9 protein-coding genes are annotated in these 13,661 nt (G+C 64.3%); 4 read left to right on the top strand and 5 right to left on the bottom strand.

Features of this window, described 5'->3' with window-relative positions; genetic code table 11:
• Positions 1-2,771: immunoglobulin-like domain-containing protein (locus A5906_RS35850; protein WP_347337634.1), on the top strand; the 2,771-nt coding region annotated here is incomplete at its 5' end.
• Positions 2,772-2,831: 60 nt separating this feature from the next.
• Here A5906_RS35850 and A5906_RS35845 read toward each other — a convergent pair.
• The 5 genes from A5906_RS35845 to A5906_RS35825 all read right to left on the bottom strand — a co-directional run bounded on the left by A5906_RS35845 (position 2,832) and on the right by A5906_RS35825 (position 10,794).
• Positions 2,832-3,857 carry a transglutaminase-like cysteine peptidase gene (locus A5906_RS35845; RefSeq protein WP_080139805.1) on the bottom strand — a complete coding sequence of 342 codons (1,026 nt, stop codon included), beginning with the start codon at positions 3,855-3,857 and terminating at the stop codon, positions 2,832-2,834.
• Between the two features lie 216 nt (positions 3,858-4,073).
• On the bottom strand, positions 4,074-5,324 hold the full coding sequence (locus A5906_RS35840; RefSeq protein ID WP_080139804.1) for an HlyD family type I secretion periplasmic adaptor subunit: 1,251 nt from the start codon (positions 5,322-5,324) through the stop codon (positions 4,074-4,076).
• Positions 5,314-7,563 (bottom strand): type I secretion system permease/ATPase, encoded by a 2,250-nt coding sequence (locus A5906_RS35835; protein WP_080139803.1) that lies wholly within the window; start codon positions 7,561-7,563, stop codon positions 5,314-5,316. The genes A5906_RS35840 and A5906_RS35835 overlap by 11 nt, the downstream gene beginning before the upstream one ends.
• Positions 7,564-7,781: 218 nt before the next feature.
• Positions 7,782-9,398, bottom strand: coding sequence for a TolC family outer membrane protein (locus A5906_RS35830; RefSeq protein ID WP_283807749.1), 1,617 nt, complete (start codon positions 9,396-9,398; stop codon positions 7,782-7,784).
• A gap of 499 nt (positions 9,399-9,897) precedes the next feature.
• Complete coding sequence (locus A5906_RS35825; RefSeq protein ID WP_080139802.1) at positions 9,898-10,794, bottom strand: LysR substrate-binding domain-containing protein; 897 nt, start codon at positions 10,792-10,794, stop codon at positions 9,898-9,900.
• Positions 10,795-10,995: 201 nt separating this feature from the next.
• Between A5906_RS35825 and dctA the strand changes: the two genes are divergently transcribed.
• The 3 genes from dctA to A5906_RS35810 all read left to right on the top strand — a co-directional run.
• Complete coding sequence (dctA, locus tag A5906_RS35820; RefSeq protein WP_080139801.1) at positions 10,996-12,330, top strand: C4-dicarboxylate transporter DctA; 1,335 nt, start codon at positions 10,996-10,998, stop codon at positions 12,328-12,330.
• A 25-nt stretch (positions 12,331-12,355) separates the two neighbouring features.
• Positions 12,356-12,856: an ureidoglycolate lyase gene (locus A5906_RS35815; RefSeq protein WP_080139800.1), complete on the top strand. Its 501-nt coding sequence runs from the start codon at positions 12,356-12,358 to the stop codon at positions 12,854-12,856.
• Positions 12,857-12,890: 34 nt separating this feature from the next.
• Positions 12,891-13,661: bifunctional allantoicase/(S)-ureidoglycine aminohydrolase (locus A5906_RS35810; protein WP_080139825.1), on the top strand; the 771-nt coding region annotated here is incomplete at its 3' end.

Here is a 13,661-nt window from a genome sequence, read left to right as displayed (position 1 = left end):
TTGCGGGCGGCGCCAGCAGCGGCTCGGTGGTGCACACGGTCGCGCCGAACGAGGACGTCTATCTCGACCCGACCTCGGTCAGCGCGACGATCAGCACGGCGACCGGCGGCAATTTCGAGCACCTGGTCGTGGACAGCACGCCTGCGGTGACGCAGATCACCGACACGATCGACGACACCACGGTGAGCCTGACGGCGACGCCGAGCATCACGGAGGCGGACAGCAGCATCACCTACACGGCGACGCTGACGCATCCGGCGCAGGCCGGCCAGCCGGTGACGGTGACGCTGTCGAACGGCGACGTCATCACCATTGCGGGCGGCGCCAGCAGCGGCTCGGTGGTGCACACGGTCGCGCCGAACGAGGACGTCTATCTCGACCCGACTTCGGTCAGCGCGACGATCAGCACGGCGACCGGCGGCAATTTCGAGCACTTGGTCGTGAACAGCACGCCTGCGGTGACGCAGATCACCGATACCATCAACCCGGTCACCGCCACGCTGTCGACCTCCACCACCACGATTTCGGAGTCCGGCGGTTCGATCACTTACACGGTCGCGCTGACCAGCGGACTGACGCCATTCACTCCGAAGACTGATCTGGTGTTGACCCTGGCCAACGGCGAACACGTCACGATCCTGGCCGGGATGTCCAGCGGCTCGACGACAACCAGCTACTCCGACGCGCAGATTACAAATCAGGCGTCGATCGTCGATTCGATCGCCGGAATCTTCAGTGGCGGCAGCGAGTACGAGCAACTGCTGACCGCGGGAACGACGTCCGTTCCGGTCACGTATGCGCCGACGGTTGCCATCGGCAGCAATGTCGGTCTGCCGGAAGATACCCAGGAGGTGTTCCAGTTCACGGCAACGCCGACGAGTGCGGGGTCGCACGTCACGCAGATCGTGGTTTCGGGCCTCACGGGCTGGACCGTCGATACGTCAAGCGCAGCGGTCAACGACGCCGGTGCCACCGTCGCTGCCAGCTTCGTTGCAGGCGTGCTGACCTTCACGATCAGCGGCGCTTCGAACGGAACTGCTGAAACGGTCTCGGTGGCGATGAAGCCGCCGCTGAATAGCGACGTGGACGCAAGCATCACGATGACGGCAACGGCAGTGCAGGGCGCGATCAGCGCCACGAGCGCTGGCACGACCGGAACGATCTACGTCGATGCCGTCGCGGACATGCCGACCGTGGTGACCGGCCAGACCCATATGATCTTCGTGACCGACTCGCCCAGCGACTCCAACACCGCCTTCAGCAATGGCGAGACTGGAACGCTGCAAGTCAAGGCGACGTTCGGCGACGTTCACGATGGGTCGGAGACCCACACGCTGGATATCCATCTCCAGAGCGGCTTCACGGCGGGCCTGGCCGCAAGCGGTACGATCGCGGGGACCTACAACGGTGGCGCCACGACGTTCAGCTACACCTACACTTCGGCGACAGGCGACATCCACATCATCGTCCCCCAGGATACAGCTCTCAATCAGAACGCCAGCCAGACCGCCACGATCGATCTGAGCTTTGCGGTGACCGCGCCGGCGACGGGCACGCTGCCAAGCACGCTGAACTTCACGGCCACGGCAACTGCCACCGAGACCACGTTGCATGGCGGTGGTGTCGGCGCGAGCAATGCCGATCTCGTCACGGACAACGTGGCGACCTTCATCGATACGACCGGAATCCCCGCTGCGCGGCTGCTCTCTGGAACTATCGTCACCAACTCGAACCAGAGCGCCCAGGACATGATCCTGACGTTCGTCGACCAGGAGCACCCGCTCGACGCTTACTCACAATTGGTGATCACCAACGCGCAGGGCCAGCAGGGCAACGTCGCCTCGGACGCCGGATTCAATATCTCGGGATCTGACCATTTCCTGGTCTCGCTCGATGCCCCGTTCGACACTTCAAAGATCGGTGTGACCAACTTCACACTCAACGGCACGCATATCGACGAGGCGACTGGGCACCCTCAGATCGGAATCAGCGGCGGAAGCGTCAGTGCCGGGTTCACTGCGATCATGACGACGAATAATGCCGCTGGCGTGATCGGCACGGATTCGCACGACTCTCACACCAACGGCGACAGCATCTCGGATCCGTCAGCCAATACCAACACCTACAACATGACGTATGTGGATGGTAAGAACGCGACCGCGTCAGGCAGCAATGATGCCGACCTTCTGAATGCGGCGGGTTCTCCGGGCAACACGGAGAGCGGCGGAGCTGGCAACGACATTCTGGTGTACCACCCGTCGACCACGATCAATGGCGGCAGCGGCTTCGACATCCTGCGCATCGATGACGGAGCGATCTATAACTCGTCGCTGGAGATCAGCGGTGCGTCGGCCAACGGCCTGTCATCTGGCAATGCGCATACGGTGGGAGGCGTCAATCTCTATGGAGTCGATCTGTCGGGTGCGAATCTGACCAATCTGGAGTCGATCCTGATCACCGACGATCCGCTCGCAAGTTCGCTCTATGGAACCGAGCTCAACGGGCTAACGATCGCCAAGGTCACCGCCATCACCGAGGCGACCAACAGCACTTCGACGACGGCGCATTCGCTTTTCATTGTCGGTTCTGCCGGCGACGATGTGCAGCTTGCGACAGGAGCCGGTGGGTGGACCGAGTCAACCACCACCTTCACCTCCACTGGCGGGCAGGTCTTCCATCAGTGGATTCCGACTGGCTCGACCGTGGCAACGGCGGCGGCAAGCCTGTTCATCGACAACGATCTGCAGGTGAATCACGCCGCGCAGGCCTAGTCAGCAGGTTGGCGCCGAGAATATGGAAAGCGGCCCGATTGAGGGCCGCTTTCTTTTGTCTCACATCAGCAGCGGAAGGGCGCCGGGCCAGGCACCGCCGTCAGCAATGTCCGCATTGCGCCATTCGGAGCCTTCGTCGCTGGCTGCGGGCGCCGCTTCCGCGGGGTCGGACAGCTGGCGCTGGGCATAGGGTCTGGCGAACAGATGGACGCCGGCCTGGTCGATCGCGAAGAGCGGCGCCAGGTGCGTCGCTCCGGTATCCTCGATCAACTCGGCGCGCCGGTTGTCCAGGACGAGCCATTGTCCATCGAGACGCGCGGCGAGCACGGCGTGGTCCTGCCGCACGGCGCGGTCGCGGACCAGCACGAGCCGCAGATCGTCGCGCGGAAATCCGGCCTCCTGGAGCGCGACATATTTCGCGATCGCGTAATCCTCGCAGTCGCCCTTGGCCGTGGCGAAGGTCTCCAGCGGTGAGCTCCAGCGATCGGCCTCGCCGTGCTGCGCATAGTCGCTGACGTAGCGGACCACCATGTTGACCGCGCGATTGGCCTCATCGAGCCTTGCGCGTCCCGATTTCGCCTTGACGGCGCCGATCAGGCGCAGGAACTGCGCGGCGTTTGACGGGCAGTTGCCGGCATCGGCCTCGCACCGCCTCAGCGTCTCTGCGTCCCGGGTCAGCCGGACCTCGAGGCCCCGCCATTTCTGCCACAACAGGCCCTCGGGCGCGCGGAAGGTGAAGAGACCGAACGGCTCGTCACCTTTTGCCGGCGCGGGCCTGGGTTCCGGGCTTGCGTCGGTTGCGATGTTGGACGGCGTGAGCGCCGCGAGACGGACGGCGTTCGGTCCGCGTCCGCGCATCGCATCGAGCCTGGCCAGCACGTCGTTGATGCGGAAGAACGTCGCCGGAGCGCGCGCCGCGACGTCCATGGCGGGCGCGAGCGTGTCCTGGGCGTCCTGTGAGGTGGTGGTCAGGGCCGAGCCGTTATCAGCCCGGGCGGGCGATGTCACGCCGGCAACGATCAACGCAGCCAGCGCTGCGCCAAGCGCGCACAGGCTTTTCCGCTGCAATTCCCAATGCAGTGTCATAGACGACGTCCCCTGCGCCGGGAGCGTCGTCAACGTCTATCGCGTCGATCCACGCCCCGATCCTGTTGTCGGATCGAGACTGAGGTCTGCGACGCTTAGGTGAGGTTAAAGCGGGGGCAGGGCCGGGGACTTGTCGCGAAGGCGGTCAATTCCGCGCTTCTCCGGACCGGCAAATTATCGCCGCGACTTTTGTGCTCCGTTAACCTTGCCGAGGCCTCAACGCTCGCGCAGGGCTTCGTCGCGCAGGGTGCGGGCCGGCCTCACCAGATAATCGAGAACGGATTTCTCGCCGGTCAGCACCTCCACCGTCGTGACCATGCCGGGGATGATCGGGAGCGGCTTCTGCTCGGTGCCCAGATGGTTCTTCTCCGTCCGCACCATGACGCGGTAGAAGCTTTCCTGGCGTTCCGGCGTCTTTTCGGCCTTGTCGTCGATGATGGTGTCGGCGCTGATCCGCTCGACCTTGCCTTTCAGAGAGCCGTAGACCGAGGAATCATAAGCCGAGATCTTCACCACGGCGTCCTGACCGGGCCGGATGAAGGCGATGTCCTGGGGCTTGATGCGGCCCTCGACCAGCAGCGTGTCGTCGAGCGGAACAATGTCCATCACGTTGGCGCCGGGCTGCACCACCGCCCCCACGGTGGTCACGTTCATCTTGTTGATGATGCCATGCACCGGCGCTTTCAGGTCGGTTCGTCGAACCCGGTCCTGCGCCGACTTGATGTTTTCGTCGAGCACGGCCAGATCGCCCTTGGACTTGGCAAGATCCTCGTCGGCTTGCGAGCGGAACGAGGAGACCGTGCTCGCGATCTTGGATTGGGCTTCCGCGAGTTGGCCTCTCATCTCGGTCGCCTGACGGTCGAGGCGCAGCATCTCGATCTCCGGCACCACCTTCTGCTCGTACAGCTTGCGCGTCAGCGACAGCTCCCGGTCCAGCAGCTTGAGCGTGCCGGTCAGGCGGGTGACCTGCTGGTTCAGGACGTCGACATCCTGCGCCAGCTTTTGTGCGCGCATCCTGAACACGCTGGTTTCGGTGGCCACGGCCGACGGCACCACCTGGTCGAGCTGATCGGGGAAGCTCACCTCGCTCCTGCCCCTGGCTTCGGCCTCGAGCCTTGCGACCCGCGCGGCCATCGCCGCACGCCGCTCCCGGATCTCGCCGAACTCGGAGGCGAACTTGGTGTCGTCGATCCGCATCAGGGATTGTCCCTGCTGGACGATCGCCCCCTCCTGCACGAGAATTTCCCCGACGATGCCGCCTTCGAGCGACTGCACCACCTGCATCTGGCGCGAGGGCACCACGCGGCCGTTGCCTCGCTTGACCTCGTCGAGCACGGCAAAATGCGCCCAGGTCAGGAACGTGACGAGCAGGGCGAGGGAGGTCACGAGCAGCATGCGAGAGGTTCGCGGCGCGCGAAGCGCGGCGGCGGCGCGAACGTCGTTGGCGAATGCGAAATCAGACGACATTGGATCTGGCCATCGGAGAGGCCGGCTGCGCGGCAGCCGGCGGTGTCGGTTCGTGGCTTGTGGTCGACGCTGCAGGCTTACCCTGCAGAAGTGCGAGAACCTTGTCGCGCGGCCCGTCGGCGACCAGCCGCCCGTTGTCGAACAGCAGCAGGCGATCGACCATGTTGAGCAGCGAAAGCCGATGCGTCGAAATCAGGATCGTCATCTTCTCGTCGCGCAAGGCCTTCAGGCGTTCGAGAAACTCCGCTTCGCTGCGAACGTCGAAATGCGCGGTTGGCTCGTCCAGGAACAATATCCTGGGCTTCTTGATCAGTACGCGCGCAAGGCCGATGGCCTGCTTCTGCCCTCCCGAGAGGCTGCGGCCGCCTTCGGAGATCGGCATGTCGTAGCCCAGGGGATGGCCGGCGATGAATGCCTCGACCCCGGAGAGGCGCGCCGCCGCCAGGACCTCCTCGTCGCTCGCCTCGGGCTTGCCCAGCGCGATATTGTCGCGCAGCTTGCCGAAGAACAGCTCGGTGTCCTGCATCGCGAAGCCGACGCCGGAGCGCAGGTCGGACGGATCGTATTGCCGTGAATCGACGCCATCGACGAGGATCCGGCCCTCTTGCGCGTCATAGAAGCCGAGCAGCAGCCGGCCCACGGTCGTCTTGCCGGATCCGACGCGCCCGATGATGCCGACCTTCTCGCCGCCCTCGATCTTGAAACTGACCTTGTCGAGCGCCTTTCCGGGCGCGTTGGGATAGGTGAAGCTGACGCCGTCGAAGGTGATCGCGCCATCGCGGATCTGCCGGGAGACGTAGGCGCGGGTGGGAGATCGCTCGCGCTCCAGCGACATGATGCGATCGATGGCCTTGAGGGAGCTCAGCGTCTGCGTTCCGCGCGTGATCACCGAGGCGATCCCCGCGATCGGCCCGAGAACGCGTCCGGCCAGCATGTTCGCCGCCACCAGCGCGCCGACCGTGAGCTTGCCGTCGAGGATCAGGAACACGCCGACGATGATCAGGCAGAGACTTGTGATCTGCTGCGCCGTGTTGGCGCTTGTGAGCGCGAGCGAGGCCCAGAAATGGACGTCCTCGCCCGAGCGGGCCGTTGCCGCGACAGATCGCTCCCAGGCCGTCTGCATGCGGGCTTCGGCGCCGGTCGCGCGGATCGTCTCGATGCCGGACAGCGACTCGACCAGCACGCCGTGGCGGGCGGCGGCTTCAGCCTGTTGACGCTTCATGGCCCGGTCGAGCGGCCGTTGCAGCGCGATGCCGATCAGGAGCATCACCGGCAGCATCACCAGCGGGATCCAGGCCAGCGGTCCGGCGATGACGAAGAGGATGCCGACGAAGAGCATCGCAAAGAGCAAGTCCGTCGCCGATACGACGCTTCCGGAGGTGAAGAACTCGCGCACGGAATCGAAATCGCGCAACTGGTTGGCGACGATGCCGACCGAGGAGGGGCGCTGCGCCATCTTCACGCCCATGAGGTGCTCGAAGATGTTGGCGGCGAGGACGACGTCGATCGTCTTGCCGGTGACGTCGATCATGCGGCTGCGAACGGTTCGGAAGATGAAGTCGAACGCGATCGCCAGCCCCATTCCGATCGAAAGCGCGACCAGCGAGGGAATTGCGCCGTTGGGAACGACGCGGTCGTAGACGCTCATGGTGAAGAGCGGCGTCGCCAGCGCGAGCATGTTGATCAGAAAGGCGCCGAGCGCGATGTGGCCGTAGCTGCGCCAATGCAGCTTGACGACCGACCAGAACCAGTGGCTTCGCGGCAGGTCGCCCGCGGCGACGGCACGCGCATTGCTCTCGACCGCGGCCCTGACGAAGAACGCGTATCCGGTGTAGTTGGAGGAGATGGACTGGATGGTGCGGAGCTCGGGCAGATAATCCGACAGGGACGGATTGAGCACCTTGACGTTGCCCCGGGCCTGATCGAGCTCCAGGAGGATCAGCGTCGTCCCGTTCTTCATGATCAGGACAGCCGGCAGCACCAGCGCCGGAATGTCGGCAATGTCGCGCTTGACGGCTTCGGTCTCCAGTCCCGCGCGCCGGGCCGCGCGATCGTAGAGCGGGACCGACAAGCGACCGTCGAGGATCGGCAGGCCGCCTAGCAACGCCTCGCGGCTGACGGCGCGGCCGTGATACGAGGCGAGGTACACCAGCGATGCGGCAAGCGGGTCGTCGACGCGACCGGTCGCTTGCCTCGGCTCAGGCGCATCTGTCGTGTGCGCAACGTGGCCGCCATTCACGCGGCTCGATTCGGATGATCGAAACAACAAGTGCCAATGCCCAAAATGAAATTGCACGAAGCGGGACGCGAAACGTCATTCCAGGATAGCGGAAACGCATCGGAATCATTTGGTTAAATCGGCGAAAGTGCAACTAAAGGTTAACCTTCAAATCGCGCTTTGCCGTTCGGCAACGCTGCCGGACGCGGTCGCACCCGGTTCCGCTGGCGGAACCGGGTCTATCTCACCACCGGCTCGAACGCGGTCGCGAGCCAATGCGGTTTCTTGTCCGCTGCATATCCGGTCACGGGAGAGGTGTGCAACGCGACAGGATCGCCCGGGCTACGCTGCTGCGTGAACCATTCCGAGGCACCGATCATGCTTGGCATGAAGGACCATCGCGGCCATCGGTCCTTGAAGGCCTCGGGCAGGGGCGGTTCGCTGGCGTAGCCGAGGCGCTGCGGCACCGGCTCGGGCGGCGGCACCGGCACGTTGAGCGGCTCGGAACCGGTCTGCGGCAGCTTCACGCGCAGCGTGGGGGCCTTGTAGTCGGGCGTTCCGAAAATACCGAGATCCACCGGCGCTGCGTCGACGGGCGGGGGAGCCTTCAGATATTGAAGCAGCGTGCCCATCGCCGCCAGCAGCTGATAATCGGCGAACACCACGACGCCGCGCGCCGAAGTCAGCGACACCAGCGCGTTGAAATACTGGTTCTGGGCGTTCAGCAGATCGATGAGCGAGCGCTGGCCGAGCTCGTATTCCTTCTGGAACGCCGCGATGGTTTTCCGGTCGGCATCGAGCTGCCTCACCAGGGCTGCGATCCGTGTCACGGTGACGGTGCGGGCCGCCCAGGCCTTGTCGATGGATTCGATCGCGTCGCGCTGCAGACGGGCATGCCGCGCCGTGCTCTCGACATAGCGCTCGGCCATCTCGGACCGCCGCCAGACGTCCTGACCGCCCCGGAACACATCCCAGGACATGACGACCTTGCCGCTGTAGTCGTCGTGCGTGACGCCAAGATAGGGATAGGTATTGTCGTTATGCGTGGCGCGACCCTCGAGCGAGAAGGTCGGAACGAAAGCGCCATCGGTCACGCGGTAGGCGTGCTTGGCCGCGTCGGCATCGGCCTGCGCGGCCTGAATGGTAGGATTGAACCGCACCGTGGTCGCGAGCGCCTCGTCGCGGGTCGTCGGCAAGCCGCCAAGCGGTCCCGGGAAACGAAGGTTGATGGGCTCGAGGCCCACGACCTTGCGGTACCTGGCGCGTGACTCCTCCAGGCTCCGGCGGAATTCCGCCAGCGCCGCGCGCGCGTTTTCAACGCGTTCACGCGCCTGTTCGAGATCGCCTTCGCCGGCCCGTCCGCCGGAAAAGCGCGTGTTGACGTTGGCGAAGATCTTCTCGTGGGTGGCGACGTTCTGCTCGCCGAGGGTGACCAGTCGCAGATAGCGCACGACGTCGACATAGGCTTCCGCGGCATCCAGCGCGATCAGCTCGGTGCGCTCACGAACGCGGAATGCGGCCGCGTTCACACGGGCCGTCTGTCGCCAGATGTCGTGAATCGATGCAAAGCCGTCGAACAGGATTTGCCGGACGACGAGGGATTCCTGCGACCCGTTTCTCCACGAGCCATTCCCCGCCACCGGGATGGGGAGCGCGGTACCGCTGGCCACGGCAGCGCTCTGGTCGAATTTCTCCGGTCCCCACCGTGCTTCCATGCGCACCTGCGGCAGCAGCGTGCTCTGGGTCTGTCGAAGTTCGCTTTCGGTGGCGCGACGGTTCGCAGACGCCTCGCCGACCCCCGGATTGGTGTGAACGGCTTGTTTCAATGCATCATTGATCGAAAACGGCTCCGCCACCGCACCGCAGCATGGAGCGAATAACAATGCACTTGAGAAGAGAATGCGCCTCAGCAATTGATCCTCCCCCTGTCCGAGCAATTCGGTCGCGGGGCCCCCTGGAAAATTGGCTAAACCTTGGCAAGGACTGGAGCCACAAGCTAGGAAAAACTAGAAAGTTGAGCAAAGCACACGCAGCTCTGTCGCCTTTTTGCCACGCTGGAGCACCCTAAAGGTGTCTAAATACTGCAGCACCCCGACGCTGGCCTGGTGGGGCGCATATTTGTGCATTGCGCCTTTGGCGAGCTTTGCCCGGTGACCTGGTCGATCCCCAAGCCGCGCGTTCCTTTTCCTAAGTCATTGCTCTGCCGTCTAGATTCTCCGTCGCGCGACGGCGGATCCGCAACAGGTCGGCGCTGCAGCCGTTCGGAATGGGCCGTGCACGGCTGTGCAGCGGGAGGTCGATCGGAGAATCAGTCCGCACCTTCCGGATGCCGGTTCCGGCCGCGACGGCGCGGAACTAGCCGGGTGTCTTTCGGTGACCGAGATATCGCAGCGCCAGCCTGATGAAATTGTGCACCACCATCGACGTCTCGTCCTCCCTGGTCACCAGGAACACGTCGGCTGTGGGCGGTGAGGGCCTGATCGGACGGAATACGATGTCGGGCGTCGTGAAGCGCGCGATCGACTGCGGCACCAGGGCGACGCCGAAACCCGCGGCAATCAAGCTTGGGATCGACTGGGCATCGACGACCTGCTGGGAGACCTTCGGCAGGAAGCCGGCATCGACACAGCACTTCTGCACGTATCGTGCGAAATCGGAACTGTTGGGATCCAGGATGACGTGATCCTCGGATGCGAGGTCACCGAGGGCGATGCGCTTGCGGTGCGCCAGCCGATGGCTGCGGGGCACCGCGAGCATGACCTCTTCCCGCCAGGCGAGCTTGCTGGTCAGGTCGCGCTCGACGGGAATGCCGCGAATGAGACAGATGTTGGTGGTGCGGCCGAGGAGCGCGGCGATCTGCAGCGCCGGTGCCTGCTCATGCACCGTCATCTTCACCTGCGGCGCGACCTTCCGGTAGGCCGCGAGCAGCTCGGCGAGGCGCCCGCGCAGGATCGAGCCGGTCGCTCCAACATCCAGCGTTCCGATCAGGCCGGCGCCAATCGACCGCACCTCGTCCTCCGTGACCTTAACCTGCTGCAGGATCGCGCGGCCGCGCGCGAGCATGGCTTCGCCGGCTTGCGTCAACTCGACCCTGCGGCTGGTCCTGTACAGCAGCTGGGTCCCGAGTTCTGCCTCGAGGGCCTGGACATGCTGGCTGAGCGGCGGCTGCGAGAGGTTCAGCCGCCTGGCGGCGAGGGTGAAGCTGCGCTCTTCGGCAACCGCGATGAAATAGCGGAGCTGGCGGAAATCCATAGCGAAAACCTATCAATCGTGTCGTTCTATATATTGGACATGATGTCGCGCATGGTCAACGAATGACCTTGAGAGAGAGCCGACTCGCGTCCGTCGCGACGAGGGACCTCGATGCGGCGGGCTCACTTCGCCGCCAACGACAAGAATGGCGAAGGCCAAGGCCAACCAAGCCACGAACGGAATCCCAGCGCGAGGAACGCCATGCCCAGGATCTTCAAGTCACTCTTCTTCCAGGTCGTCGTTGCCCTCGCGGCCGGCATCGCTCTCGGCGTCGCCTATCCGGACAGCGCATTGCAGATGAAGCCCCTGGGCGACGGCTTCATCAAGCTCATCAAGATGCTGGTGCCGGTCATCGTGTTCTGCGTGGTGGTCCAGGGGATTTCGGCGGCGGGGAATCTTTCGAAGGTTGGAAGGGTGGGCATCCGTTCGCTTCTCTATTTCGAGATCGTCACCACCGTCGCCTTGGTGTTCGGCATCGCGCTTGCCTATTATTTCCAGCCGGGCGCCGGAATGAACATCGACCCGAGAACGCTGGACGCCAAGGCGCTCGGCGGCTTCAGCCAGACCGCGGCCCAGGTTGCCGGCGGAGGCGTTTCCGAGTTCTTGATGAAGCTCATCCCGTCGACGCTCGTCGGGGCGTTCAGCTCCGGCGATGTCCTGCAGGTCCTGATCGTCTCGATCATGTTCGGCTGTGCCGTGTCGTTGTGCGGCGAGCGTGCCAGGCCGGTCGTCGAATTCGTAGAGCGCGTGAACGAGATCATCTTCAAGATGATGAACTTCGTCGTCCGGCTCGCGCCGATCGGGGTCTTCGGCGCGATCGCCTTCACCGTCGGCAAGTACGGCATCGGTTCGCTCAAGCAGCTCGGGGGCCTCGTTGCCCTGTTCTATCTGGCGGTCGTCCTCTTTGTGGTCGTCGTTCTCGGAGCCATCATGCGGCTTTCCGGCTTCAGCCTCTTCAAGCTGCTCGCCTATCTGCGCGAAGAGCTGCTGATCGTCCTGGGGACCGCCGCAGGCGACAGCGTGCTTCCGCAGACCATGCGAAAGCTCGAACTGCTCGGGATCAAACGGTCAACGGTCGGCCTGGTGATCCCGACCGGCTACTCGTTCAACCTGGATGCCTTCTCCATCTATCTGACCCTGGCCGCGGTCTTCATTGCCCAGGCGACGAACACGCCGCTCGCCCTCGGTGATCTCCTGGCTATCCTCGGCATCGCGTTGCTCACCTCCAAGGGCGCTCATGGCGTGCCGGGCTCGGCCATTGTCGTCCTCGCCGCGACGCTCGCGGCCATTCCGACCATCCCGGCGATCGGGCTGGTGCTCATTCTGTCGGTGGACTGGTTCATCGGCATTGCCCGCGCGCTCGGCAATTACGTTGGAAACTGCGTTGCGGCGGTCGTCGTCGCCTCCTGGGAGGGAGATCTCGATCACGCCAAGGCGCATGCTATCCTGAACGGCGAGATCGATCCCATGAGCGAGAGTCTGCGGCGCGATCCGGTCGGCGCGGAAGCTCCGGTCGCGGGTCTGCAGACGTCGTGAGCGCGGATGCGCCTGGAGTTCGGCAATGGTGACACTCGCGATCGAGCCTCTGACAAGAGATGCGTTCGCTCCGTTCGGAGACGTCGTCGAAACCGCGGGGATGACGCCCCTGTCGATCAACCAGGGCTATGCCGAACGCTACAACGGGCTTGCCAGTATCGACGTCGCCGCAGAAGGCGGACAGGTCAACATCAGCTGGTTCGTCGCCTCGGTGCGGCCATCCCCGATCGCTATCCGCCTGATGGAGCGTCACCCGCTCGGCAGCCAGATGTTCGTGCCCCTCAACGGAGCGGACTGGCTGGTCGTGGTTTGCTCGGACCCGCTCATCTCCTCGACCTATCGGGCGTTCGCTGCAAAAGGGCACCAGGGCGTGAACTATGCCCGAAACTGCTGGCATCATCCGCTCCTGGTTCTCGAGCAGAGCAGCTCGTTCCTCGTCGTCGATCGCAAGGGTGCCGGCGACAATCTCGAGGAATATTGGCTGGACGAGACGATGCAGCTCGATTTCGGGGCAGCCGCAGGCTGACCCGTCGCACCGGCAACTTTCGCGAGGCTTGATGATGTCATCACGTGTCTATCACGTACCGCAGGGCGGTCTTCCGCCGCAGACCGATCTTCTGGGCGGTCGGGCGGTCTTTACCAACGCGTATGCTGTCATCCCCAGCGGCGTGCAGCGCGACATCGTCGTCAGCCACCTGCCGCACTGGGACGACACGCGCGTCTGGGTCCTGGCGCGACCGCTCTCCGGTTTCGCCGAGACGTTCTCCCATTATCTCATGGACATTGCGCCGGGTGGGGGAAGTGACATGCCCGAGCCCGACGATGATGCCGAGGGGGCGCTGTTCGTCGCGGGAGGCAAGCTGGTTCTCGAGGTGGCGGGCAGGGAGCGTGAGCTGAGGCCCGGCGGCTTCGCCTATGTGCCGCCCGGCTGTGTCTGGCGCATTCGCAACCGCGGCCCGGGACCTGCGCAGCTTCACTGGATTCGCAAGCTGTACCAGCGGGTTCCGGGGCTGAGCGCGCCCGAGGCGATCCTGACCAACGAGGACTCGATCGAACCCGTGGCGATGCCGGGCACGGAGGGGAGATGGGCAACCACGCGCTTCATCGACCCCGCCGACATGCGGCACGACATGCATATCAACGTCGTCACGTTCGAACCGGGTGGGACGATCCCCTTTGAAGAAACGCATGTCATGGAGCACGGATTGTACGTCCTCGAGGGCAAGGCCGTTTACCGTCTCAATCGGGATTGGGTGGAGGTCGAGGCCGGGGACTATATGTGGCTGCGCGCCTTCTGTCCGCAGGCGTGCTACGCAGGCGGTCCCGGCCGG

It is taken from the genome of Bradyrhizobium sacchari (assembly GCF_002068095.1).
GTDB classification, from domain to species: domain Bacteria; phylum Pseudomonadota; class Alphaproteobacteria; order Rhizobiales; family Xanthobacteraceae; genus Bradyrhizobium; species Bradyrhizobium sacchari.
Note: the sequence above shows the minus strand (reverse complement) of the source record. Positions and strands in the feature narration are given on the sequence as shown.

What these genes read in the sequence shown, in the direction of transcription:
- A5906_RS35845 (WP_080139805.1), bottom strand. Translation starts at nt 3,857, where the DNA reads ATGACACTGCATTGGGAATTGCAGCGGAAAAGCCTGTGCGCGCTTGGC.
- A5906_RS35840 (WP_080139804.1), bottom strand. Translation starts at nt 5,324, where the DNA reads ATGTCGTCTGATTTCGCATTCGCCAACGACGTTCGCGCCGCCGCCGCG.
- A5906_RS35825 (WP_080139802.1), bottom strand. Translation starts at nt 10,794, where the DNA reads ATGGATTTCCGCCAGCTCCGCTATTTCATCGCGGTTGCCGAAGAGCGC.
- dctA (WP_080139801.1), top strand. Translation starts at nt 10,996, where the DNA reads ATGCCCAGGATCTTCAAGTCACTCTTCTTCCAGGTCGTCGTTGCCCTC.
- A5906_RS35815 (WP_080139800.1), top strand. Translation starts at nt 12,356, where the DNA reads ATGGTGACACTCGCGATCGAGCCTCTGACAAGAGATGCGTTCGCTCCG.